Raw genomic sequence first — 24,096 nt, 5'->3', positions numbered from 1 at the left:
CAGGTTGGCTTACCGCATAGCCGATTGCGCGATTGCGCCTGGCTTGATCGCGATCCGCCGGAACCGTCCTTTCATTACCACTGCGTTAGTCGGAAATGCTGTCTGCGAGCTCCGACTCTCCCAAAGCCAGGGTCATCATGGTGACCCTGAGATACGCCATTACTCCTGCCTTGCAAGGATTTGGAAGAGTTTCCGACGCCTAAGCTTTAGGCGAAAAAACTCCTTGATAAATAACTTATAAGATATAAGCTAATCAAAAGAAGCCAGAAGGCTCATGGGAACCACATCTAAATCGGGAGCAAATCATGCAGACGTTGTCACGCATCTCATCGGTCGTAACGGTCATCGCACTCGTTCTTTCTGCCCAGCCAAGTCATGCCAAAGACTGGTGGCCGTTTAAGATCGCAGCTGCAAAGGATGGCGACCTAAAGAAGGTCGAGCAGATCGAATATACGCCGCTTCAGAAGGCGGAAAAGCCCTGGAACATCTGCGTCCTCTATCCCCACATGCAAGACAGCTACTGGGTCTCTGTAAACTACGGCTTGATCGAAGAAGCGAAACGCCTTGGGGTGAAGGTGAGCGCCTTCCAAGCTGGGGGTTACACGGCGCTCCCAAAGCAGATCGCGCAGTACGACGATTGCTTAGCGGCGGGTGCCGACGCGATCCTCATCGCTCCGATTTCCGAAGCAGGGCTTGCCTCGAAGATTAACGAGGGGATGAAGAAGGGCGTTGTTAATATCGCCGTGGCGAACCCGATCCTTGAAACTCCTATTACTGCCCGTATCACCCCGGATACCTATCAGAAGGGGCTTCAGACAGGCGAGTTCCTCAAGAAGTACCTGGGGGACAAGAAGGGGGCCGCCGTGGGCTTCCCTGGGCCGCAAGGCAGCGGATGGGCCGAGAGTTATATGTCCGGTTTCCGCGACGCCTTGAAGACCGGAAACATCACGCTGCTGGCCGAGCAATACGGCGAGGCCAGCGTGCCCGCCCAGCTCAGACTCGTCGAGGACGCGCTGCAGACCTATCCTGACATGAACGTAATCTGGGGCGGGGCTCCTACAGCTGAAGCGGCAATCGGAGCAGTCGCAGATGCGGGCTTGGAAGATGCGACGATCATGGCTTCATATGAGAACCAGACCATGCTCAAAGCGGTCGCCGAAGGAAAGGTCGTGGGATTTGCTTCTGAATTCCCCGTCATGATGGGACGGATTAGCGTTGACCTGGCTGTCCGTGCTCTCGAAAAGAAGCCGTACGAAAAGGTGCTTCTCGTTGCGCCTGGCATCGTGACGAAGGACAACATCGCCACCTTCGATACGACCCAGATATTCGCCCCCGAAGGGACCAAGCCTGAATTCTCCGTGAAGTGACAACCGCAGCGAATGCGGTCGATGGTGCATCTACGGAGAAGCAGATGTTGGTAGGTCAGAATCTCGGAAAGCGTTTCGAAGGCGCGATCGCGCTGGAGGCAGTCGACTTCGATCTTCGAAGCGGCGAAGTCCACGCGCTTCTCGGCGAGAACGGTGCAGGCAAGTCTACGCTGATCAATCTCCTGGTCGGCACATTCTCCCCCACGACAGGCTCGATCGAAGTCCAGGGAAGGAGCCATACCTCCATGTCTCCGTCCCTGGCCAGCGCACTCGGGGTGGCGGCCGTGTTCCAGGAATTCAGTCTGCCTCCCGACCTGACCGTCCTCGAGAGTCTGTTTCTCGGTCGCGAGAAGCGCCGAGGGTTCTTCCTGGACCGCAGGGGAATGCGAAAGGAGGCCGAGCAACTGCTGAAGCGGCTAGCCTTTGATATCGATCTCGATCAGCAGGTCTCGCACCTCACACGCGCGCAGAAGCAAATGGTAGAGATAGCAAAGGCCCTAAGGACCGATCCGAGGGTGTTGATATTGGACGAGCCGACGGCGTCTCTTACTGACGGAGAGGCTGAAAAGTTGTTCGACGCCATCGCCCAGCTAAAGCGTGCGGGCGTCGGAATTGTCTACGTATCACACCGTATGTCCGAAATTCGCAATCTGTCTGATCGGGTCACTGTTCTGCGTGGCGGGCGCAAGATCGGAACGATCAACACCGCAGAGGTTTCAGACGAGGGGCTGATCGAGATGATGGTCGGCCGCCCGATGGGGCAGCTCTTCCCCGAAATCAGCTATGTCCCGGGTAAAGTCGCGGTCCAGGTCAGGGGATTGTCGACCGTTGATGGCGCGGTGCGAGAAGCCTCGCTTGTCGCGAAAGCGGGCGAGGTGGTTGGCCTTGCGGGTCTGGTAGGCTGCGGGCGAAGCGAACTCTGCCGCGCGATCTTCGGCCTGACCTCCATAAAGCAGGGAACCGTGGAGCTTTTCGGCGAGACGGTCGCTAGACCGCACCCGCATTCGATGCTCGAGCGGGGTCTTTGTTACTTTCCGCCCGATAGGGGCGCGGAGGGACTCGCGCTCTCCCGCCCGGTACGGGAAAACGTGACGATGAGTTCCTTGGATTTGCGATCGTTGAAGGCTGGTCCCTTCCTGGACGTCCTGCGGGAGCGGCGCGTCGTTCGCGAGCCTCTGCAGGAACTCAGGCTCCGGCCTCTCTCTCCCGAGAGCCCCGTGTCGTCATTCTCCGGGGGCAATCAGCAGAAGGCCATGCTCGCACGGGGGCTGATTAGGGACTACGAGGTCTACGTGTTCGACGAACCGACGGTCGGCATCGACGTCGGAGCCAAGTCGGATGTGTATCAACTTATCAAGCGTCTGGTCGAACGAGGAGCCTGTGTCATCCTGTCGACGTCGGAACTCCCTGAACTCATCAACCTGTCGTCGAGAATCTACGTGATGCATCAAAGCTCGGTAGTTGCGGAGCTTAACGGAGACGAAAAGACCGAAGCTGCCGTCCTCTCCCACTATTTCGGGAATCCGGCAGAGGAAAGGAGACTGCAGTGACAAGCATAGCCGTCTCAGGCGTGTCGGCCGGACCCGGTCGAAGCAGGCGCGAGAAATTCATCGCCCAGGGGGGTATTGTCCTTACGTTCCTCGTTATCGCGGCGGTGGGGACATGCCTTCTGGAACCAAGGTTCATAAACCGCCTCAACATCCTGAACCTCCTCAGGAACTTCTCCTTCCTTTTGCTTCCCGCACTCGCCCAGATGGTCGTGATGACGACGGGCGGATTCGATCTTTCCGTGGGAGCAATGGTAGCGATCTCTTCGGTGCTGACTGCTACCGTGATGTTGTATCTATCCTCCATCGCCCCGGACATGCCGATCGCGCTCTCGCTGGCAGCACTGGCGGCCTGCCTTCTCGTAGGCTGCCTGGTGGGTTTCGTGAATGGCTTCCTCGTGGCGGTATTGAAGCTCTCGCCCTTCATGGTCACGCTTGCTACAACTTCCATGATCACGGGAGCGACCCTGTACTACACTCAGGGCATACCGATCTATGGCGTCATACAGCAGTTCTCCGACGGTCTCGGACGAGGGCAGGTCGGGGGTATCCCCATCGTAGTCATGATCGCGCTAGCCGTAACTGTCGGCCTCGTCGTCCTGCAGCGCCAAACGGCATTTGGAAGGCATCTTTACGCTGTGGGTAGCGATCTTCGCTCCGCCAGGCTCTCAGGCGTCGCCATCGTGCGAACGACGATGGTGGCCTATGTGATCGCGAGTTGCTTAGCGGCGACGACCGGATACCTGATGACAGCGCGCCTTGGCTCCGGCCAGGGGACGATCGGCGCTACCCTCGCCCTCGAGACGATCGCGGCTGCCGTCATAGGAGGCGTGTCGTTGAGGGGAGGCATCGGACGGGCCGAGCTGGTTGCGGTAGCAGCCCTTTTCCTGACCGTGACCAACAATGCCATGAACCTCCTCAAGGTCGACAGCCGCTTCCAGACGCTGATGCTGGGACTCATACTGATCGCGGCTCTGTGGATAGAGCGGTCTCTCTCGAGGAGGAAATGATGGCCGAATTCGCTCTTGCCGCAAGACGTTCCTTCGACATGACGAAGCTGCGAAACTGGACGCTCCCCGCCGCGGTCCTCGCCGTGTTCATAGGCTTCTCGGTAGTCGAGCCGCGCGTGTTCTCGCAAGTGAACATCTTCAACATCGTTACTCAAACCAGCTACCTGGCCATCTTCGCGATGGCACAGACGGTCGTAATCGTGACCCGGGGGTTCGATCTCTCGCTCGGCTTCACGGTATCGCTCGTCAGCGTTATCTCTGCGATGGTTATGGTTGCCGCGGGTGAGCCGTCTGTGGGGATCGCGGCAGGAATACTCGCCGGCTTGGCGGTTGCTGCTTTGATCGGCGCGACAAACGGCGTGCTGATCGCCGGCATCGGAATAAACCCGCTTGTGACGACGCTCGGAGTCGCGAACATTGTACTCTCGCTTGCCTCGACAGTGAGCGACGGCTTTCCCGTAAGTGGTTTCCCTGTGCAGTTCAGCGAGTTCTTTGCTCAAGGCTCCGTCTTGGGACTACCCGTTCCGGTGATCGTCGCCGGACTGCTCTTCGCGGCACTATCCGTGCTCATGAACTGGACCCGTTTCGGGCGCAGCCTCTACATCATCGGTGCCAATCCAAAGGCCGGTGTGGCTGCCGGGATCAAGAGCGGGCCCATTGTTGCGGCAGCCTACTGCTTGTGCGGAACGCTCATCGGTCTCGGCGCTCTGATGCTGACGGCGCGTACCGGCTCCGGCGAACCGAACCTCGGAGGCAACCTGACACTCGAATCTATCGCGGCGGCCGTAGTTGGAGGCGTGAAGCTTTCGGGCGGCGAAGGGGGCGTGGGAGCAGCGCTTCTCGGCGCACTGTTCGTCACCGTGCTGTCGAACGGCATGAACCTCACCCAGGTGGACGGCTATCTGCAGCAAATCTGCCTTGGAGCGATCATCATCATTGCCCTGGTCACGAGCCGTGGCCAAAGCAAACATTAGCAGAGGAAGCTATGGGATATCAGGTTTGTATCGATATCGGTGGGACGTTCACTGATTGCCTTGTCTCGGACAAGAATGGCGAAATCTCGATCTTCAAGTCGCCCACCACGCCGGGAGAGTTTGAAAAGGGCTTCATCAATGTCCTGAACGTGGCCGCGGAGGGCTATGGGCTCGCGCCGGATACCTTCCTCAAGGACATCGATCTTATCGTCCATGGGTCCACCGTCTCGACGAACGCTCTGGTCGAGAAGAAGACGGTCAAGGTAGGTTTGGTTCTGACAGCCGGACACCAGGATATTCTGGTGCTGCGCGAGGGTCCGCGCAAAGGAGCCTTCCAGTGGAAACTGGACTACCCGGAGCCTTACGTACCCCGACATCTGACCCGGACGGTGACCGAGAGGATCGATGCTCGAGGCCGCATCCTCACCAGCTTGGTAGAGGAGGACGTAGTCCGCGCCGCCGCCGACTTCCGGGCATCGGGCGTCGAAGCGGTCGCTGTCGGGCTTCTTTGGTCCGTCGTAAACAGTCAGCATGAGTTGAAGGCCCGGGAAATACTCGAGCGAGAGCTGCCCGGGATCCCTGTGACCCTAAGCCACGAGATCAACCCGATGCCGCGGGAATACAAGCGCGTGATCGCCGCGGCGATCGACGCGTCGATCAATCCGATCGTCCGCACCTATATCGAGCGCCTCAAAATGGCATTGGACGAGGCGCACTTCGCGGGAGAGCTTCTTCTGGCAAATTGCGTAGGCGGGATGATGCCCGTACCTGAGATGATCCGAAAGCCCATCTACAGCGTCATGTCTGGGCCTACACTCGCACCGATGGCGGCGCTGGCTCTATCGTCCGAGCCGGACATCATCGTCGGCGACATGGGCGGCACGACCTTCGACGTGTCGGCTCTCCGAAGCCATCAGATCATCGTCACCCCCGACAGCATGATCCACGATGACTCACTCGGCATCCCCAAGGTAGACGTGAGATCGGTCGGAGCTGGCGGCGGCTCGATCGCCTCGGTCGATGCGGGCGGCATGCTGCACGTGGGTCCTCACAGCGCCGGGGCGCGGCCAGGCCCTGCCTGCTACCAGCGAGGTGGCACGAAGCCGACGGTGACGGATGCCAACGTCGTCCTGGGCATAATCGACCCCGACTACTTCCTCGGTGGCAAGATGACGTTGAGCCGGGAGCTAGCAGAGCGCGCGCTGGCAGGAGTTGCTGCCCCTCTTGGCTTGTCGATCGAGGAAGCAGCCTTCGCGATCTATACCACCAGCAATCATAACATGGTCGCCGCGATCGAAGAGATCACCGTGCGCGAGGGGATCAACCCGCGAGACAGCTTCTTCGTCTGCGGCGGTGGCGCGACGGCGATACATATCGCTGAAATGGCCGACATCCTCGGCCTCAAGAGATATATGATCCCGAGGTTCATGGCGGGTCTGAGCGCGTTCGGTGGGCTTATCTCGGACATCCGCCGAGAGGACACTGCCGTCTTGCTTACCTCCAGCGAGGCGTTCGACGCGGAAGGTATCACCGACGCTCTTGGAGGACTGCTCAAAGCGGGCCGACAGTTCCTTGCCGAAGCAGGGGTGTCGCGGGAGAACCAGCGATTCGAGTTCGCCTTCCTCGGGCGATACGAGTACCAGTCGTTCGAGATCGAAGTGCCCTTCACGCCTAAGGACGGAGCGATAACGACGAGCCAGCTTCAGCGCCTTATCGAGGATTTCCACCGGATGCACGAGCGCATCTACTCCATCAGGTCAGACGGAGACGTCGTTGAATTCACGGGATGGAAGCTCAGGTCGATCGGCAAACGTGACGGACAGGATGTCTGGCTGAACCACAAGGTTCCGCCTCAGGTTGGACCCGTCGCGGGCGCGGGAATCCGGAGCGTGTACAGTCATTCGCTCGGTCGGCGCGAGGACATCCCGGTCTACAAGCTCTCGTCCCTCGGCTCTGGAGCGTCGGTCGACGGACCGTGCGTCATCGACGCGGACACCTTCACCGCCTTTCTCAAGAAGAGCCATCACGCAGCGATCGATGACTACGGAAATGTCGTCGTCACGGTTGACTGACCGCAGGAGGATCACATGAATACAGTTGCGAAGTTCGAGGCGGAGCAGATGAACCGTCGTGTCGACCCTTTCCTGATGTCCGTCCTCAAGAGCCGTTTCGAAGCGATCGTGCGCGAGATGACGCTCGTCGTGATGCGCGCCAGCCGTTCTGCGGTCATCAAGAACGCGCGTGACTTCAGCTGCGCCATCCTCACTTACGACCACCGCCTGGTTTCCGTAGAGGACGCCCTTCCTATTCACGTCATGTCCATGGACCTCGCCACGCGCCCGATCACGGAATTTTTCGACGACATCAAGCCTGGCGACATCTTCTTCAACAATTGCCCATTCACGGGCGGTACCCATCATGCCGACCTAATCGTTGGTATGCCCGTCTTTCATGACGGCGTGCCTCTCTTCTGGATGATCGCGCTATCACACCACGCGGACACGGGCGCTCCCGTACCGTCGACCTACTTACCATTCGCAAAGACTATCTTTGACGAGGGCATCCACTTCCCGTGTGTACGTGTGGCCGAGAATTACACGGAGAAGGCGGACATCCTGCGGATCGGCAGCATGAGAAACCGCGTTCCGGAGCTATGGCTGGGGGATGTGCGTGCCCAGATTGGCGCTTGCCGGACAGGAGAGAAGCGGATCGCGGAACTGGTCGGCAAGTACGGCAGAGACGTCGTCATGGATTTCGTAGAAGACTGGTTTGACTACGGTGCCCGCTGCGCCAAGGCCGCGATCGCCAAGCTTCCGGCTGGAACCTATACCTACGAAACAAGGCACGATCCCGTTCCCGGAGTGGCGGATGATGGAATCCCAGTCAAAATCGCCGTGACAGTCGATCCCCAGGCTGGGGAAATTGTCGTCGATGCCCGCGATAACATCGATAACGTCCCCGGCGGCCTCAATCTGTCGGAGAACACAGCAACAGGTTCCTGCCGCATAGGCGTGTTCAACAATCTCGACGAGTCGATTCCCCATAACGAGGGGGCTAAGTCGCAGATCAAGGTGCTCCTGCGGGACGGGAGCGTGGTCGGGAAGCCCGCTCCGCAGGTCGGTACGTCGGTAGCCACGACTAACGTCAACGACCGCCTCATGATGGCGGGCAACTGCGTGTTCTCGGAGATGGGCGCGCCGTACGGACAGGCGGAAGGAGGGTCTCATCTTCCCGCAGGCATTGGGGTCATCTCTGGTCGCGATCCGTTCAAGGGCGGGCGATCCTACGTCAACCAGATATTTGTCGGCTATGCCGGAGGTGGCGCACGCAGCGGGTACGATGGCTGGCTCACCTATTGCGGGCCCGCTAACGCAGGACTGATCCAACTCGATTCCGTGGAGGTGGACGAGTCAATGTACCCGATAGTTATCGAGAGCCGCGGTGTCATAGCCGACAGCCAGGGTTTTGGGGAGTTCGAAGGTGCCCCTGCGGTCGGCGGCACCTTCTATCCGCTCGATCATGACATGACGATCGTCTACGCGGCTGATGGAACAACCTTTCCGCCAAAGGGTGTACTTGGCGGCTTAGACGGCGACGCCAGTGCGACGTGGAAAATTGATCACTCCGGTAAAGAGGTGAGGTTACCAGCCTTTGCAGAAGTTGTTATTGAAGACGGATCAAAGATCGCTTTTAAAGCCTCTGGAGGAGGGGGATACGGAGATCCAACTCTTCGCGACCCGGTAAGGGTTCTCAAGTGCGTGAATCGCGGATGGCTTACTCCGGAGAAAGCGGCGGAAGTATATGCCGTGTCTGTTCGGCCGACGGGCGCGAATGTTTTGTTTGAAATCGACGTTCAGGAGACTAAACGCCTCAGACTCTCAGGAGCGCGTACATTCGTGAGATAAAGTCGCGGCTTCTCTGAGTAGTCTGTCCCGACGGCCGGACCGATCCGAAAATCCGCGATGCCATTGGCTAGTTGGCCGGCGGCGCCACGATGTCTACAACTCCAGCTATGGTCCCAGACAAACGATGCGAGGACAAAGCCTCGCTGCCCGCCAATCCGGGCTGCGAGGTGTTCCGGTCGGTCTACAGGGCTTTTTGCAACTCCGGCAGGGCGTCGAAGAGATCGGCAACGAGGCCGTAGTCGGCGACCTGGAAGATCGGCGCCTCTTCGTCCTTGTTGATCGCGACGATGACCTTCGAATCCTTCATGCCGGCGAGGTGCTGGATCGCACCGGAGATGCCGCAGGCGATGTAAAGATCGGGTGCGACCACCTTGCCGGTCTGACCGACCTGCCAGTCGTTCGGCGCGTAGCCGGCATCGACGGCGGCGCGCGAGGCACCGACGGCAGCACCGAGCTTATCGGCCACAGGCAGAATGACTTCCTGGAACTTCTCCGAGGAGCCCAGCGCGCGGCCGCCGGAGATGATGACTTTGGCCGAGGTCAGTTCCGGCCAGTCGTTTTTGCTCGTATCCTCCGAGAGAAACTCTGACAGGGTAGAAAAAGTGGCTGCCGTCGAGACAATCTCAACGGCAGCCGAGGTGGCCCCGTCAGGCTGGGGAGGGAAGGAGGCGGTGCGCACGGTGATGACGCGCTTGGCTTCGGTCGTCTGCACCGTCTGGATGGCGTTGCCGGCATAGATCGGGCGCCGATAAGTGTCGGACGAGACGACCTCGATGATTTCCGAGACCTGGGCGACGTCGAGCAGCGCTGCGACACGCGGCAGGACGTTCTTGCCGACCGAGGTCGCGGCTGCGACGATCGTGTCGTAGTTGCCGGCGAGCGATACGATGAGGGCTGCCAGCGGCTCTGCGAGGTTGTTGGCAAGCGAGGCGTCGTCGGCGACGAGCACCTTGGCAACGCCGGCAAGCTTGGCCGCCTGTTCGGCTGCGGCCTTGGCGCCGCTACCGGCGACCAGCACATGCACGTCGGCTCCAGTCCCACTGGCGATCTTGGAGGCGGCGGTCAGCGCCTTGGCGGTCTGGTCGGAAAGGTGGTTGCTGTCGTGGTCAGCCAGAAGAAGAATGGCCATGATGATATCTCCCTTCCTTAAATCAGAGCACGCCGGCTTCGGTCTTGAGCTTTTCGACGAGCTCGGCGACCGACTTGACCTTGATGCCGGCCTTGCGGCCCGACGGCTCCTCGGTCTTCAGCACCTTGAGGCGGGCAGCGGTGTCGACGCCGAAGTCCGCAGGGGTGTGTCTGTCGAGCGGCTTCTTCTTCGCCTTCATGATGTTCGGCAGCGAGGCGTAGCGCGGCTCGTTGAGGCGCAGGTCGGTGGTGACAACTGCCGGCAGCTTGATGTCGATGGTCTGCAGACCGCCGTCGACTTCGCGGGTCACGGTTGCCTTGCCATCGCCGATCTCGACCTTGGAGGCAAAGGTGCCCTGGGCCCAGCCGAGCAGGGCCGACAGCATCTGGCCGGTCTGGTTCGAATCGTCGTCGATCGCCTGCTTGCCGACGATGATTAGGCCCGGCTGTTCGGCTTCGGCAACGCCCTTGACGATCTTGGCCACAGCGAGCGGCTCGACCTGGTCTTCGGTCTCAACCAGGATGGCGCGGTCGGCACCCATGGCAAGGGCCGTGCGCAGCGTCTCTTCGGCCTTGGCCGGACCAACGGAAACGACGACGACTTCCTCCGCCTTGCCGGCTTCCTTCAGCCTGAGCGCTTCTTCGACCGAGATTTCGTCGAAGGGGTTCATCGACATCTTCACGTTCGCGAGCTCGACGCCCGAACCGTCTGCCTTCACGCGGATCTTGACGTTGTAGTCAACCACCCGCTTCACCGTCACAAGTATTTTCATTCGTTGGTCTCCTTGACGCGCGAACTGAGTTCACTGTTGAAACTTTACCATCGTCCGCTCGGCCGCCATCCGGCGCGGACTTCGACGACCTGGGCCTGATGAAACCTACTGATCAGGGCGACACCCGGTTAGCGCGCCTCGGTCTGCGACGAGCCAGCCATCTCTGCAGGTACGAATGTACGAATCTCTCCCGTTCGCGCATCGCGGACATAGGAGAGGCTAGCGCCAGCGAATTTTTTCAGAAGGAATTTCTGAACCTTGTGATTTCCGGTCTTCGGCAGTTCGGTTCGAAACTCCAGTAAAGTGGGTATCCAGAACCGCGGGAGCTTCTCTTCACAAAACAGCCAGAAATCGGGAGCGGAAAGCGTTGCGCCTTCTTTTAGCACGACGACCATCTTCACATCGTCTTCTCCGAGTTCAGACGTCACCGCTACCGCGGCCGATTCAAGGATGGCGGGATGTTGGTTCACGGCGAATTCCAGCTCATATGAGGAGATGTTTTCTCCGCGCTTGCGGATCGTATCCTTCTTTCGGTCGATGAAAAACAGGTTCCCCTCGGTATCGAAACGTCCGTTGTCACCGGTGTGGAACCATAAGTTCCGAAATGTCGCGATGGTTGCCTCAGGATTGCGATAGTACTCCCTCAGCATCGAGAATGACCTCTTGGGCCTTACCACGATTTCGCCGGAGATACCGGCCGGCACAATCTGGTCATGCTCATCCATCACTGCGACTTCGAAGGTTTCCGCGTTTGGTTTCCCGCAGGAGTGTCGCACTCTTTCTGCGCCGTAGTCCGTGCCGGCAACGATCCCGGTTTCGGTCGCCCCATAGACCTCGACAATCCGGCATTTAAACCGTTCTTCGAACGCCGGGTTCTGGTTCCCGACATAGAATGCCCGGGCCGGCTGCGACGCGTCTTCCGGGCGCTCCGGTTGTTTCATCAGGATCGGGATCATCGAAAATATGCCGTGCGCCACATCCGCTCTCGCCGCGCGCACGTCATTCCAGTAGTTGGACGCGGAGAACCGGGGCGATATCGTGATATGGCTGCGGTTGATGAGCGAGGGAACGACACCCAGCCAGGCCCCGATCGCATGAAACAAGGGCAGGGGGGTATATATTCTCTCATGCGGCTGGAAGTTTAGATACCGCATCCAGTCGAGTGCAAAGGCAACCACATGGGCATTGTCGACCAGGACGCCCTTTGATGGACCCGTCGTCCCGGATGTGAAGCTGATGGCGAGCCCATCGGAATAGCGGGGCATGAATGAAATGGTGCGGGCGCTTTCACACATCAGGTCCGATGAAAAGTGGACTGTCGCTTGCGCGGTGACGACCGTTGGTAGTTCCGCCGAACCTGTCACGATCACGTGTTTCAGAAGCGGCAAATCGGCGATGACATCTGCGAGTGCGTCCAGGAATTCCGGATCAATGAGGATATGGGTGACTTCCGCGTGGGTGAGCTGGTGCTGCAGGATGGCGCCCTTGTAGTCGGTATTGATTGGCACATAGAGCGCCCCGATCCGCGCGCATCCGAACCAGAAGGCGACGAACTCCAACGAGTTTCGGGCAAAGATCGCCAGCTTCCCATGACGGGCAAGATTTGTCGTCATCAAGCCGCTGGCAACACGCGTTGCTATCTGGTCGAACTCTCCAAACGTTGTTGTGACCGCGCCGAAGGTCAAAAACGGTGCGTCCGAATGTGTTTCCGCCGCATCAAGCAACTGCTGGCTCAGCACGCGGTTCTCGAGTGATGGAGCTGACATGGCGCCTTTCCTGGGTCTTGTGTGGCAATCGGGGCTATCGGGTACGCTCGAGGATCGAAACGTAATTTGCAACGGCCGCGCCGCCCATGTTGTATATGCCGGCGATCGTGGCATTGCTGATCTGCATGTCACCGGCATCGCCGCACAATTGCATGGCTGTAAGCGCATGCATGGAGACCCCAGTCGCACCGATCGGATGGCCTTTCGACTTGAGGCCACCTGAGGGGTTTACTGGAAGCTTCCCATCACGGCGCGTCCAGCCTTCATGGACAGCGGTCGCCCCCTTGCCCGGTTTCGTCAGTCCCATAGCTTCGTATTCGAGAAGCTCTGCAATCGTGAAACAATCATGCGTTTCAACGAAGGAGAGGTCATCGAGCGAGAGGCTGGTAGTTTCAAGAGCCTTGCGCCAGGCGATGTTGCAGCCCTCGAACCTGAGAATGTCGCGTCGGCTGAGTGGAAGGAAGTCCTGAACATGTACATTGGCCCTAAACCTGACCGCCCGGGGCGAGCAGACGGCGAAATCGTCGCTTGCGATCACGATCGCCGCGGCGCCATCCGAGACGGGCGAGCAGTCGGTTCTCTTCAGAGGGCCGGCGACACGTGGATTTTGCGGGCTTTCATGGCGGCAAAAGTCGAAGCCGAGGTCCTTTCTTAGTTGCGCATAGGGGTTCAGAACGCCGTTGGAATGGGCCTTGGCCGCGATCGATGCGAGCGCGTCGCTATGATCGCCATAGGTTTGGAAATAGAGGTCGGCGATCTGTCCGAAGACACCTGCGAAGCCCGCACCGGTCGTCCCGCTTTCGGGAAGATAGGACGCTTTCAGGAGGTTCGCCCCGATGTCTTCCGCTGAAGCGTTGGTCATCTGCTCGACACCGACCACCAGTGCGGTTCGGCCCTTGTTCGCCTCCAGCCAGAACAAAGCCTGATTTACCGCAGCAGTTCCGGTCGCACATGCGTTCTCGACGCGTGTCGCCGGCTTGAAACGAAGCGCGTGGTCCGTCTCAAGCACCAGCGAGGCTGTGAAGTCCTGTGCACTGAAGCCCGCGTTGAAGTGGCCGAGGAAGATCGCGTCGATATCTGCCGCGTCGACTGCAGCATGCGTCAATGCCTCATGAGCGACCGATGTGATCAGGGTTTCAACCGTTTCTCCCGAGAGCTTTCCGAACTTTGTGTGGGCCCAGCCGATGATGTTGGATGCCATTACACCGTCTCCATGTTTCAGATCGTCTTGTTCACACGCATCATGGCGATTTCGTCGACGGAATAGCCAATCTCGGCCAGAAGGCCGTCATTGTCCTCACCAAGTGCCGGTGCCGGCGTCAGTGAGTTGAAGGCGTTCCGATCAAACCGGATTGGGTTGCCGACATGGTGAAGTTTGCCCTCAACCGGATCATTCACTGTGATTACGGTCCCGCGCGCCCGGGCATGGTCGCTCTCCATCGCCTCACGGGCGGTTAGAACCGGGGTGACACACGCTTCTCGCTCGCTGAAAATTCTGGTCCACTCCGCAAAGCTCTTGCGTGCGAATGCGGCAGCAATCGCTGCGCGAAGATCTTCCTCTTCGGAACCGGAGACCCATTGACGATCGAGCCACTCAGGCAATTCGAGGACCTCACACAAGGTCACCCAAAATTTTCGTTCATAAGCCCCGGTAACCATGTGGCGGCCGTCGCTGGTTGCGTAAACGCTATAAAAGGGCTTGTTGAAGGGCGCATCAAACGGCGGCGCCGTATCCTCTTTGAGATCCGGGACGTTCCAGCGAGCGGTCATGAATCCGGTCCAGGCATGGAGCCCATCTGCAACCGATACGTCGACGAAACGGCCGATTCCGCCGCGCGACACGTCAAACAGCGCCGCAAGAATGCCTGCGGTCGCCATCAATGCACCGCCGCCAATGTCGCCGATTGGCAAGCCGGTGGCCATCGGGGACGCCGTCTTGCCGTTAGCGAGCTGCAGAAGCCCAGTCATCCCGACATAATTCAGGTCATGGGCAGCCACCTGAGCCAATGGACCCTCCTGGCCAAACCCGGTGAGCGCGCAGACGACCAGACGGGGATTGCGTCCCTTAAGCACATCGTATCCGAGCCCGAGACGATCCATGACCCCTGGGCGAAATCCTTCGATGACGACGTCAGCGGTTTCGCAAAGCCGCAGAAACGCCTCGTGTGCTTCTGCGGCTTTGAGATCCAGCGTTATGCTGCGCTTCCCGCGGTTCAATGCCAGAAACTGCGCGCTCTGAAGCTTCACCTTGGGCTCCGTCCACCGCCAATAGTCGCCCAATCCCGGCTGCTCAATTTTGATCACCTCTGCGCCGAAGTCGGCGAGCAGCTGCGTGCAAAAGGCGCCGGGCAGCAGCCGGGTAAGATCGAGCACCCGTATGCCCCTAAGAGGAGGGTGTGGTAGGGCGGGAGATTGGCTCGCCCCTGGCTCGCGCTTATCGTCCGTATGCTTGCTCCCCGCCATGATTTGGTACGCCATGGAGTTCTCCGGTTTCCAGTCACTCAAACAATACATGCCTTTCTCAAAAAAACAAACGCATGTTTGAATTTTTTCATTCGTCGAAGTTTTTTTCTACGGGATGTTTCTGATAAAATATTGAAAAAGAACCAAAAAACTAAAAAACGATGTGCCTCACATCCAGCATGGCAATTTAATTTGACAGAATGACAAATTCAAACTAGCGTTTGGTTATGGTTCTGTCGAAGACGATGGAATTCGTGGACGTCTTTGGGAGGAGACAGCTATGAGCAATCAACTACTGGCAGCAAATGTGACCCGGCGTTCGCTCCTGAAGGGCGCGAGCGCCCTGTCTCTGGCCGCATTGCCTCTTCCGTTCTACGCTCGGCAGGCTGGTGCTGCAGACGACGTGGTCCACATCGGAGCTTCTTTGCCGCTCACCGGCGCATACGAGAAGGTGTCGCGCATTTGCCGCGACGGCTACGATTTCTTCACAAAGGTATATGATGGCAAAATGCTCGTTGCGGGCAAGCAGCGGAACATCAAGCTGACGATCTACGACGATGAGAACAACGCATCTCGCGCGGCACAGCTGACCGAGAAACTGATCAGCGACGACAAGGTCGACATCATTGTCGGCACCTATGGCACCGACACCATCCTTGCCCAGGGCGCCATCCTTCAAAAATATGGCAAGGTCTTCGTGCAGTCCGGCGCTTCATCGGTTCGGATCGATGACGAACTTGGCGGCCAAACCGCGTTTACGGCCAATGGCCGCGTTGGCACCTATGGCGTTGGTGCCATGAACTTCCTGTCTTCGTGTACGCCGAAGCCGGCCACTCTGGCGCTGATCACGATGGATGATCCCGTCTATCACGAGATCGGGCAAGGCGTGAAAGACAAGTGCGCCGAGTTCGGCATCGAGGTCGTAAGCGAAGTTGTTCTGCCGATGAACACGCAGGACCTTCGTCCTGTTGCTCTTAAGCTCAAGGGCGCCGGGGATGTCGATATTGTCTACAACACAGGCTGGGATGTCATCTGCATCAAGTTGGTGCAGGAGATGTCGGCGCTCGGCATCAACCCGAAGGCTTTTGTCGGAGGGCATCTGACCGGAAATCCGGCAGTGCGCGAAGCACTTGCAGGCAAGATGGAAGGGATAATCGGCACGACAGTCTGGCTTCCCGAGTTCAAGTATTCCGACGACAAGTTCGCCTCGGCGGCGGACTTTGCGTCCAAGTTCAAAGAAACCTACGGCTACGTGCCGACCTATCAGGCCGCCTTCAGCTATATTTGTCCCTGGATTTTCCAAGAGGCGCTCAAGGATGCTGATCCTGCGGACCCGTTCAATTCCGAAACGCTTCGCAAGAAGCTTTTCGCGCTTGAGAGACAGAACTCCATTTGGGGGCCGATCGCCTTCGACAAGGTCGGACGCATCAAGCGGGATGCCGCCCCCGCCGTTCAATGGTTCGGAAACCCGGCTGCGCAGAAGATTATCGCTCCAGCTGAAATGGCGACCGCCGAGGGAGTTTATCCCAAAGCGGCCTGGTGAAGGCGCCAGCGTCAGCCACACATTTGCGGAGTATCACGATGCTGGATGTCGTCGTTTATGGACTGTTGCGGGGCGGTATTTTTGCGCTTGCAGCATTTGGCTTCAGCCTTGTGCTGGGGGTTATCGGGATCGTCAATTTTGCCCATGGCGCACTTGTCGTCTTTGGAGGGCTGTTAACCCACTACGCGGCCACCCAATGGGGATTGCCTTACATTTTGGCGCTTGCTGTCGGAGCCGTGGGAACAGGCGTGCTCGCCGTCCTGATACAGCGGCTCTTCATAGCAAGGACGTTTCATCTGGAGCCACTCATGGTTCTGGTGCAAACGTTCGGCATTGCAACGGTCATCACTGAACTCGGCATCCGCTTCTGGGGGTCGGAGGAGCGGACGCTTAGAATCGAGACCGGCCTTCCGCCCGGGTTCTTCCTGGGAACGACCTTCGTTCCCAGCTTTGACTTTCTGCTATTCCTGGTCAGCCTGGTCTCGGCATTGGCGCTGTTTGTGCTGATAAAACATACTGAGTTCGGCCGTTCGGTGCGGGCGTGCAGGGATGCGCCGCAATCGGCACAACTGAGCGGCATCAACCTGAACGCCACTTACGAAAAGACCATGTTCGTGTCCGGCGTCTGGACCGGGCTTGCCGGCGGCATGTTCATTACGATCAGCCCGCTTGCTCCTTACATGGACTTCACCTGGACGGTGGATTCCTTCCTCGTGATCGTCATCGGTGGCCTTGGAAGCATGTTGGGAGCGCTCGCGGGTGGCCTGATCTTTGGTGTGCTTTCCTTCGCTGCGTCGTTCTACGTCCCGACCATCGCACCTGCCGTCACCTTTTCGGTTCTTCTGCTGTTCCTGCTTTTCCGGCCGCAAGGTCTGATGGGAACCGACGCTGTAGTGAGGAAATAATCATGCTCTACACAATCGGACGATGGGCCTGGTCTCTGCGTCAAGCGCCGCTGAATGTGCAGTTGGCCGCACTGGTAGCGGCAGCAGCCCTTGCTGGAACGTTGCCATTGGCGGTGAATGAGTATTGGGTGCGGGTCGCCGTATTCGTCTTAGTGAACATCGGTCTTGCGTCATCATGGAACGTCATCGGTGGCTTTGCCGGTTACGCGAGCTTCGGCCATGGCGTCTTCTTCGGCATCGGCGGCTTCGTCGGAGCGATAAGCATTGTCCGCTACGAGTTGCCGCTTGCGGTCGCCATGCTGCTCGGAGGGCTCGTCGCGGGCGTCATCGCGGGCCTCTTCTTACCGATTTTTCGTCAGAAGGGGCTTTATTTCGCTCTCTCGACCCTCGCTGTCATGCTTATCTTCGACACTGTTTTGCAGCAGTGGCCGTATACGCGCGGGCTTAGGGAATTCGACGTGGGCTGGACGGTAACGCTGCCCTATAGTCTGCTGCAGTATTTCTACCTGTTCCTTTCGCTCGTCACAGTGCTGATTGCCTCGGTCATGTGGCTGGCCAAGTCCAGAATCGGCTACGCTCTGCACACCTTGAGAAAGGACGAGGTGCTGGCATCGTCGATCGGCATCCGTGTTCTTCAGTACAAGATTGTTGCGTTCGTCTTCAGCGCTATCTGGCCGGGTATCCTGGGCGCGGCATTTGCTCCCTTCCTGTCCTTCGTTTCGGTGCAAAGCGTACTCGATATGAAGTTCACTCTGAACATGATCCTGGCGACGATTTTCGGCGGTGCCGGAACAGTACTGGGTCCGATTTTGGGCGCGGTCGCGTTGAGTGCCATCGACCAACTGACGTGGGGCAACTTCCTCAGCTATCACCGCCTGATCTACGGCGCATTGATCGTGGCGATCATTACGTTTGCTCCCGGCGGCCTGATGAGCGTTTTCTGGACGATGACCCGAAAGACACCGGTAATGCCGCAGACCCCAATCGCTGTTGCAAAAACGATCGGGAGGCAGGGACAATGACACTTTCCCGCGCACCTCTTCTCCAAGTAGAAAGTGTGTCGCGCCATTTCGGTGGCCTAGTCGCCCTTGAGAGCGTGTCCTTTACCGTCGGCTCCGACGAAATGGTGGGCCTGATTGGACCGAACGGCGCCGGAAAGACGACGCTCTTCAATCTCATCTCCGGTTTGCTGCCACCGACCGGCGGCCGCATAACACTCAGTGGCGAGAGCATTGTCGGCAAACGTCCGGATGAAATCTCCGCTCTCGGCGCCGTGCGGACCTTCCAGTCGGTCTCGCTGATTTCCGGCATGACCGTTCGGGAAAACGTCCATACCGCTAGCCTTTTCCGCAGCCCGCAAAAGGCGCGCAAACGGCCGGCGGGAGACGTTACCCACGAGGCGTTGAAAGTCTGTGAGCTGTCCCATCTGACGGATTCCTTTGTCGACACACTATCGAATGCCGATCAGAAGCGGGTCGAGATCGCGCGGGCAATTGCTTCTGAACCGCGGTTGCTGATGACCGATGAGATCCTTGCCGGCCTCAACGCCAGCGATGGCGACCGAATTCTGGGTATCCTGCGTCAATTGCGGGCGAGGGGCATCAGCATCATCTTTGTTGAACACGATATGCGGTCGGTGATGTCCATATGCGACCGCATCGTGGTGATTGCGCAAGGAACCAAGCTGGCCGACGGAACACCTGCCGAAGTCAGCCGCAATCCCGAGGTCATCAACGTTTATCTCGGAGGGCGCTATGCTGAAGGTATCTAATCTCTCCGGCGGCTATCGAAGGGGCGTGACGATCGTCGAGCGCCTCTCGATGGATCTTACCGGATGTGCCGTGACCAGCGTCGTGGGATCGAACGGTGCAGGCAAGACGACGTTTCTGCGCGCTCTGTGTGGACTTCTACCCTGGACGACAGGCGAGGTTTGGATGGACGGAAAGCGCATCGACCGCCTGGCGCCCCACGAAATCGCAAAGCAGGGGCTGCGCATGGTCCCGAGCGGTCGCGGCACCTTTCCCTCGATGTCTGTCACGGAGAACCTCCAGGTCGGCGGGACGGGGCTTCCCCGTCACGCGCTCATCGAGCGGATGGAGCGGGAAATGAGCCGGTTTCCCCGGCTTGCGGAGCGGCGTGAGCAGCAGGCAGGCATGCTGTCCGGTGGGGAACAGCAGATGCTTGCCATCGCCCGCGCAATGATGAGTAACCCACGCCTGCTTATTCTCGACGAGCCGTCCCAGGGTCTGGCACCGATCATCGTCGATCAAATATTCGATCTCATTCCGCGGCTGGCCGAAGGAGACATGCAGATCCTTCTGGTCGAGCAGGACGTGGGCCGGGGATTGGAGGTGAGTGAGCGGGCTTGCGTCATCGAAAAGGGAAGGATTGCGCTTTCCGGCACGAGTGCCGAGCTTTCTAAGGATCAGAAAATAAGGGAGTCGTATCTTGGGCTTGTCTAACCTCTCTGCTGCGGTCACGCAGAGCGTGCCGTCGCAGCTTTTCTCTCCGATAACCTTGCGCGGCCTGACGCTTAAGAACCGGGTCGTCATATCGCCCATGTGCATGTATAGCGCCGTCGATGGCATGGCCGGCGACTTGCACCTGGTCCACCTCGGACGCTTTGCTCTTGGTGGTGCGGGCCTCGTTTTTGTCGAGGCGACGGCCGTCAGCCAACGTGGACGCATCACCCATGGCTGCGTTGGCTTGTGGAGCGACCAACACGCCATCCCGCTGCAACGTATTGCCGCTTTTCTTCATGCATCCGGCAGCGCCGCCGGTATCCAGCTTTCCCATAGTGGCTTCAAAGGCTCCAGCCAGCGTCCCTGGGAAGGGGCGGGACCTCTTGGGTCGGCGGATGCCGATCAAAAGGGAGGCGGTCCCTGGGATACCGAGGCAGTGACGGGCGAGCCATTCGACGATGGATGGCCCGTGCCTACCGAGATGGACAAGGCGGATATCGAGAGGTTGGTCTCGGATTTCGCTACAGCCGCAAAAAGGGCTGACACAGCGGGTTTCGACGTTGTCGAACTGCACTGCGCGCACGGATACCTTCTCCATTCATTCCTGTCTCCACTCGCGAACAAACGGCAGGATGACTATGGAGGCAGTCTCGAGAACCGCATGCGCCTGCCTCTTTCGGTAATAGAGGCGGTGCGAGAAGTCTGGCCGGCGGACAAGCCGCTATTCGTTCGCATTTCCAGCGTCGACGGCATCAACGTCGGCTGGTCGATCGAAGATTCCGTACGTTTCGCGACCGCTGCCAAGGAGCGGGGCGTCGATGTCGTGGATTGTTCGTCAGGTGGCATGAAGCTCGAGAAGCATCAAAACCTCCTGGCACGCGAGCCCGGATTTCATGTCCCCTATTCTGAGCGGGTGAGAAACGAGGCGGGAATCGCGACGATCGCCGTCGGCCTGATCCGCAGCCCGAAACAGGCCGAAGCCATCTTGGCGGAAGGCCGGGCCGATCTCATCAGCATTGCTAGAGAGGCCCTGATGAACCCCAATTGGCCCTGCGAGGCGGCTTTGCATCTTGAGGGCAATGCGGCATGGCAGAAATGGCCCGACCAGTTTGGCTGGTGGCTGATGCGGCGCGCTAGGCAGCAAAGAGATGCCTATGGACCCGAGACGGAATGACGTCTTTAGCTGAGGATATGTCATGCGCAAAATAGTTCATCTCCACAAACGCGCCGAAGGCCTAGGCGTTGAGGAGTTTCATCACAAGCTGGCTCAGGTCAGCTCGAAGGATCCGCCAATTCCCGGGCTGCGCCGGTACGTTCAGTCGCACACGCTCGTCCAAGGCTATCGCAAGGGCGAGCTGCTTTTCGACGCCGTGGAGGAGTTTGTACTAGAGTCGGATGCGCTTGCCGACTATTTCTGCAAGTCCCACCTTTACAAGACAATCCTGCGCCGGCGCCAATTACTGTTGCGCGGGCACAGATGTCTGACTATGGCCGTCGAGGTTTACCGCGTCAAAGACAGGGTCGTGCCGTCGGGTGCGGTGAAAAACATCGAATTCGTCAATCGAAGGCCCGGCATGGATCTCCTGACTTTTCGCCACTACTGGCGCAATGTCCACGGCCCACTTGGCGCCACAATACCGTCTATCCTGCGTTACGAGCAGAACCACCTCGCGTTGTGCGCCTATGAAGGCGGAGCAACGCCGCGTTATGACGGACTTGCCATCACCTGGTTCGAATCGACGGCTGCCATGCGGGCGGGTGCCGGCACGCCGCAATACGAGGAAACCCGCGCCGACGAGGCCAATTTCCTTCCCGATGGTCACTTGCCGATCATCATCGTGCGCGAAGTTTTGGACCGATAGCACGCAGCGGCCACCTTCGTTTCCGTCTGCACCAACGGAAGCGCGGCGCGCTACCTGTCTTCTGCCGTCTGGTTCTTCAGAAGGTCGATCAGGGTCTTGGCCACAACGGCGGGCGGGTCGCCACTCGGTTTGTACCAGACGTAGGTCCAGGCCAGCATTCCGAGCAATGCCAGTCGCCAATAGCTCCGATCAACACCTGGTTTGAGGGGGAGCTCATCGATGATCTCGACAAAGAGCTGTTCGAACCGCCTGCGGTCCGAAACGAGCTTTTCGCGCAGTTTGCGCGACCTTCGACGCGGAAACTCGGTCACAATCAGACTGGCATAAACATTCGAGTTGAGCATGGCGTCCAAGTAGCCCTGCGATGCCTGTTCCAGTCGCGTCCACGCATCAGCGCTGGGGTTGATCATCCGGATCACTCCCAGGCAAATGTGATTGATCGCCTTTTCATGCACGGCGGCGAAGAGTTCTTCCTTTGATGTGAAGTAGTAATACATTGACCCCGGCAATATGCCCGTCAACGAAGCGATATTGCGCATGGTCGTCGCATCGTAGCCGTGTTTGGCGAATTGCTTAGCCGCAGCCTCGACGACGATATCTCTCCTCGACGCCCCTTCCAATCCGGCATTAGCCATTACAATTCATCCTCAAATATACTCGTTTGCATACGTCGCCATCCACATCAGCATCAGGAGCCTCGGGTTCCGAGGAGCACAAGGCCCAGGCGGGTTGCCCGAAGCCCCGCCTTTTCGCAATCCCAAGTCCCCTGGCTGTTGCCCTGCGACGTCAACTCCGCCTTCTTTATCTTCATCGTTGGTGTTCGGGGAAGCTCTTTTCGAAGTTCCACAAAGCGGGGGACCATGAAATACGGCATGTTGTCGACCGCAAACCTGAAAATGTCCTCTTCGCTGGCCTGCTGGTTTGGTTTGAGAACGATAACTGCCTTCACTTCATCTTCACCGAGTTCGGAAGGCTCGGGAATAACAGCGGACTCGGCGATGGCCGGATGGCTGTTCAATATCCGCTCAACCTCAAAGGAAGATATGTTCTCGCCTCGGCGCCGGATGGAATCCTTGAGGCGGTCGAGGAAAAAGAGATAGCCATCCGTATCGAAATATCCCCGGTCTCCTGTGTGAAACCAGAAATCGGTCATTGTCTCGAGGCTCTTTTCCGGCATCCCGAAATAACCATTCATCATCGTTGCGGGATGCTTCGGCCTAACGCAGATTTCGCCACCTTCGCCAGGAGCTGCACGGCGCCCGTTGCCATCCTGGATTTCTATGTCGAAGTAGGGGCTCGGCCTGCCACAGGAGCCGCGTGGTGTCGGCTCGTCGAGCCGCGAGTAGGCGACCAGATTGCATTCCGTGCCGCCATAGCCTTCCACCAGTCTGAGGCCAAAGCGTTCTTCAAACGATTGTTTGAATTCCCATGGCACCGGAACGGCATAGATTAGCCTCATGGGATTGGAGGAATCGTCAGGCATCTGCGGCTGGCTTTGCAGCATATGGCATAGTCCGCCGACGGCCGAGCATACCGTCGCACCATGCCGCCGCACGTCCGGCCAAAAATTGGAAGCGCTGAAACCCGGACGCAAGAGCATCTTTGCGCCCGTCAGTAGCGTGGCGAGCGCGACGAATTTAGCGGCGATGTGGAAGAACGGCAGGAAATTGTAGGCGGTGTCGCTTTCGCTAAGGCCCGTAATCTCTGCGAAAGCCTGCCCGAACGAGAGCTGATGATTGTGGCTAATCATCACTGCCTTGGAGCGCCCTGTCGTTCCCGACGTAAAGATGATCGCCGCGGTATCGCGGGGATCTATCTGGAGGCGCGGGCATGGCTCGACCCATTGCAGAGCGAGGAAGCTGTCCGGACTGTAGATCATGCTTGGATCCACGAGCCCTTCACTGCTCAACCTGAACTCGTCGAGGAAATCGTCTGCGACGATACACAGGGCTGGGTCTGCGGTTTCGATGAGCTGACGCAGCAGTTGCCCCTTATACGCCGGATTGACCGGGGATTCGATTGCGCCAACCCGCGAGATCGCAAACCATATGGCCAGATAGACCTCGCAGCTGTGCATGAGGACCATCACGCGGTGTCCCGGCCGGATGCCGTTCTGGCGCAGTCTGTCTGCGTAGCGCAGCGATAGGTCCGCGATATGCTTGTAAGTGTAGGCAGCCTCGTTGAAGATCACGAAGGTGCGGTCCGGCGCAGTCCCGGCGCGCATGTCGATCAGGTCATGCAACGATCCCGGCAGGTGATCAAATCCATAGTCTCTATTCACGTCAATCCTCCCGTGACCAACCCTATCCAGCTCCCCGACCGGGCGAGACGGCCTCCTTGGCCGTGACCTGCTTTCGAGTGGCGTAAAATGCACTCCCGTCGAGCTGTCCT

At 58.7% G+C, this 24,096-nt stretch carries 20 protein-coding genes; 13 read left to right on the top strand and 7 right to left on the bottom strand.

The genetic code is table 11. The features are described from left to right. The first annotated feature begins 305 nt into the window (after window positions 1-305). From torT to AC3WWH_RS26095, 6 genes are read left to right on the top strand one after another with little or no spacing between them, the layout of a single operon-like run. Window positions 306-1,367, top strand: a complete 1,062-nt coding sequence (gene torT, locus AC3WWH_RS26120; protein ID WP_058323379.1) for a TMAO reductase system periplasmic protein TorT — start codon at window positions 306-308, stop codon at window positions 1,365-1,367. A 44-nt stretch (window positions 1,368-1,411) separates the two neighbouring features. After that, window positions 1,412-2,917, top strand: a complete 1,506-nt coding sequence (locus AC3WWH_RS26115) for a sugar ABC transporter ATP-binding protein (RefSeq protein ID WP_058323380.1) — start codon at window positions 1,412-1,414, stop codon at window positions 2,915-2,917. Next, window positions 2,914-3,924: an ABC transporter permease gene (locus AC3WWH_RS26110; RefSeq protein WP_058323381.1), complete on the top strand. Its 1,011-nt coding sequence runs from the start codon at window positions 2,914-2,916 to the stop codon at window positions 3,922-3,924. The genes AC3WWH_RS26115 and AC3WWH_RS26110 overlap by 4 nt, the downstream gene beginning before the upstream one ends. Further along, a complete protein-coding gene (locus tag AC3WWH_RS26105; protein WP_492377324.1) occupies window positions 3,921-4,898 on the top strand; it encodes an ABC transporter permease in 978 nt (325 codons plus the stop codon). Before AC3WWH_RS26110 ends, AC3WWH_RS26105 begins: the two co-directional genes overlap by 4 nt. An 11-nt stretch (window positions 4,899-4,909) precedes the next feature. Beyond that, window positions 4,910-6,970, top strand: a complete 2,061-nt coding sequence (locus AC3WWH_RS26100; RefSeq protein WP_113398888.1) for a hydantoinase/oxoprolinase family protein — start codon at window positions 4,910-4,912, stop codon at window positions 6,968-6,970. A 15-nt stretch (window positions 6,971-6,985) separates the two neighbouring features. Continuing rightward, window positions 6,986-8,803 (top strand): hydantoinase B/oxoprolinase family protein, encoded by a 1,818-nt coding sequence (locus AC3WWH_RS26095; protein WP_058323384.1) that lies wholly within the window; start codon window positions 6,986-6,988, stop codon window positions 8,801-8,803. A 181-nt stretch (window positions 8,804-8,984) separates the two neighbouring features. On the opposite strand, the gene AC3WWH_RS26090 is transcribed toward AC3WWH_RS26095, so the two are convergent. From AC3WWH_RS26090 to AC3WWH_RS26070, 5 genes are all read right to left on the bottom strand, one after another. Next, a complete protein-coding gene (locus tag AC3WWH_RS26090; RefSeq protein ID WP_492377323.1) occupies window positions 8,985-9,932 on the bottom strand; it encodes an electron transfer flavoprotein subunit alpha/FixB family protein in 948 nt (315 codons plus the stop codon). Between the two features lie 22 nt (window positions 9,933-9,954). After that, window positions 9,955-10,704, bottom strand: coding sequence for an electron transfer flavoprotein subunit beta/FixA family protein (locus tag AC3WWH_RS26085; RefSeq protein ID WP_492377322.1), 750 nt, complete (start codon window positions 10,702-10,704; stop codon window positions 9,955-9,957). 128 nt (window positions 10,705-10,832) lie between these two features. Further along, the gene (locus AC3WWH_RS26080) at window positions 10,833-12,470 is read right to left on the bottom strand and encodes an AMP-binding protein (protein WP_058324324.1); all 1,638 of its coding nucleotides are present in this window, start codon (window positions 12,468-12,470) and stop codon (window positions 10,833-10,835) included. Between the two features lie 34 nt (window positions 12,471-12,504). Beyond that, entirely contained in the window at window positions 12,505-13,671 is a 1,167-nt protein-coding gene (locus tag AC3WWH_RS26075) for an acetyl-CoA acetyltransferase (protein ID WP_058324325.1), read from the bottom strand. Window positions 13,672-13,688: 17 nt separating this feature from the next. After that, the gene (locus AC3WWH_RS26070; protein WP_063891536.1) at window positions 13,689-14,933 is read right to left on the bottom strand and encodes a CaiB/BaiF CoA transferase family protein; all 1,245 of its coding nucleotides are present in this window, start codon (window positions 14,931-14,933) and stop codon (window positions 13,689-13,691) included. Between the two features lie 280 nt (window positions 14,934-15,213). Between AC3WWH_RS26070 and AC3WWH_RS26065 the strand changes: the two genes are divergently transcribed. The 7 genes from AC3WWH_RS26065 to AC3WWH_RS26035 are packed head-to-tail and all read left to right on the top strand — an operon-like array spanning window position 15,214 to window position 21,705. Beyond that, window positions 15,214-16,476 carry an amino acid ABC transporter substrate-binding protein gene (locus AC3WWH_RS26065; RefSeq protein WP_058324327.1) on the top strand — a complete coding sequence of 421 codons (1,263 nt, stop codon included), beginning with the start codon at window positions 15,214-15,216 and terminating at the stop codon, window positions 16,474-16,476. 38 nt (window positions 16,477-16,514) lie between these two features. Continuing rightward, on the top strand, window positions 16,515-17,381 hold the full coding sequence (locus AC3WWH_RS26060) for a branched-chain amino acid ABC transporter permease (protein ID WP_058324328.1): 867 nt from the start codon (window positions 16,515-16,517) through the stop codon (window positions 17,379-17,381). A gap of 2 nt (window positions 17,382-17,383) precedes the next feature. Beyond that, entirely contained in the window at window positions 17,384-18,403 is a 1,020-nt protein-coding gene (locus tag AC3WWH_RS26055) for a branched-chain amino acid ABC transporter permease (RefSeq protein WP_058324329.1), read from the top strand. After that, window positions 18,400-19,152 (top strand): ABC transporter ATP-binding protein, encoded by a 753-nt coding sequence (locus tag AC3WWH_RS26050; protein ID WP_058324330.1) that lies wholly within the window; start codon window positions 18,400-18,402, stop codon window positions 19,150-19,152. Before AC3WWH_RS26055 ends, AC3WWH_RS26050 begins: the two co-directional genes overlap by 4 nt. A 25-nt stretch (window positions 19,153-19,177) precedes the next feature. Beyond that, a complete protein-coding gene (locus tag AC3WWH_RS26045) occupies window positions 19,178-19,843 on the top strand; it encodes an ABC transporter ATP-binding protein (protein WP_058324331.1) in 666 nt (221 codons plus the stop codon). 25 nt (window positions 19,844-19,868) lie between these two features. Beyond that, a complete protein-coding gene (locus AC3WWH_RS26040; RefSeq protein ID WP_082641159.1) occupies window positions 19,869-21,017 on the top strand; it encodes an NADH:flavin oxidoreductase/NADH oxidase in 1,149 nt (382 codons plus the stop codon). 22 nt (window positions 21,018-21,039) lie between these two features. Continuing rightward, window positions 21,040-21,705, top strand: coding sequence for an EthD domain-containing protein (locus AC3WWH_RS26035; protein ID WP_058324332.1), 666 nt, complete (start codon window positions 21,040-21,042; stop codon window positions 21,703-21,705). Window positions 21,706-21,755: 50 nt separating this feature from the next. Here the strand turns inward: AC3WWH_RS26035 and AC3WWH_RS26030 are convergent, their stop codons facing one another. Both AC3WWH_RS26030 and AC3WWH_RS26025 read right to left on the bottom strand, forming a co-directional pair. After that, window positions 21,756-22,340: a TetR/AcrR family transcriptional regulator gene (locus tag AC3WWH_RS26030; RefSeq protein WP_058324333.1), complete on the bottom strand. Its 585-nt coding sequence runs from the start codon at window positions 22,338-22,340 to the stop codon at window positions 21,756-21,758. 53 nt (window positions 22,341-22,393) lie between these two features. After that, entirely contained in the window at window positions 22,394-23,986 is a 1,593-nt protein-coding gene (locus tag AC3WWH_RS26025) for an AMP-binding protein (RefSeq protein WP_058324334.1), read from the bottom strand. Window positions 23,987-24,096: the final 110 nt, after the last annotated feature.

This window comes from Ensifer sp. EB106-03-01-XG145 (assembly GCF_058792075.1).
The sequence above is the reverse complement of the archived record's forward strand: the minus strand, read 5'-3'. Positions and strand labels throughout refer to the sequence as shown.

Coding starts and splice junctions, on each gene's coding strand:
- torT (WP_058323379.1), top strand. CDS start 306: ATGCAGACGTTGTCACGCATCTCATCGGTCGTAACGGTCATCGCACTC.
- AC3WWH_RS26115 (WP_058323380.1), top strand. CDS start 1,412: ATGTTGGTAGGTCAGAATCTCGGAAAGCGTTTCGAAGGCGCGATCGCG.
- AC3WWH_RS26105 (WP_492377324.1), top strand. CDS start 3,921: ATGATGGCCGAATTCGCTCTTGCCGCAAGACGTTCCTTCGACATGACG.
- AC3WWH_RS26100 (WP_113398888.1), top strand. CDS start 4,910: ATGGGATATCAGGTTTGTATCGATATCGGTGGGACGTTCACTGATTGC.
- AC3WWH_RS26095 (WP_058323384.1), top strand. CDS start 6,986: ATGAATACAGTTGCGAAGTTCGAGGCGGAGCAGATGAACCGTCGTGTC.
- AC3WWH_RS26090 (WP_492377323.1), bottom strand. CDS start 9,932: ATGGCCATTCTTCTTCTGGCTGACCACGACAGCAACCACCTTTCCGAC.
- AC3WWH_RS26085 (WP_492377322.1), bottom strand. CDS start 10,704: ATGAAAATACTTGTGACGGTGAAGCGGGTGGTTGACTACAACGTCAAG.
- AC3WWH_RS26080 (WP_058324324.1), bottom strand. CDS start 12,470: ATGTCAGCTCCATCACTCGAGAACCGCGTGCTGAGCCAGCAGTTGCTT.
- AC3WWH_RS26075 (WP_058324325.1), bottom strand. CDS start 13,671: ATGGCATCCAACATCATCGGCTGGGCCCACACAAAGTTCGGAAAGCTC.
- AC3WWH_RS26070 (WP_063891536.1), bottom strand. CDS start 14,933: ATGGCGGGGAGCAAGCATACGGACGATAAGCGCGAGCCAGGGGCGAGC.
- AC3WWH_RS26065 (WP_058324327.1), top strand. CDS start 15,214: ATGAGCAATCAACTACTGGCAGCAAATGTGACCCGGCGTTCGCTCCTG.
- AC3WWH_RS26060 (WP_058324328.1), top strand. CDS start 16,515: ATGCTGGATGTCGTCGTTTATGGACTGTTGCGGGGCGGTATTTTTGCG.
- AC3WWH_RS26055 (WP_058324329.1), top strand. CDS start 17,384: ATGCTCTACACAATCGGACGATGGGCCTGGTCTCTGCGTCAAGCGCCG.
- AC3WWH_RS26050 (WP_058324330.1), top strand. CDS start 18,400: ATGACACTTTCCCGCGCACCTCTTCTCCAAGTAGAAAGTGTGTCGCGC.
- AC3WWH_RS26035 (WP_058324332.1), top strand. CDS start 21,040: ATGCGCAAAATAGTTCATCTCCACAAACGCGCCGAAGGCCTAGGCGTT.
- AC3WWH_RS26030 (WP_058324333.1), bottom strand. CDS start 22,340: ATGGCTAATGCCGGATTGGAAGGGGCGTCGAGGAGAGATATCGTCGTC.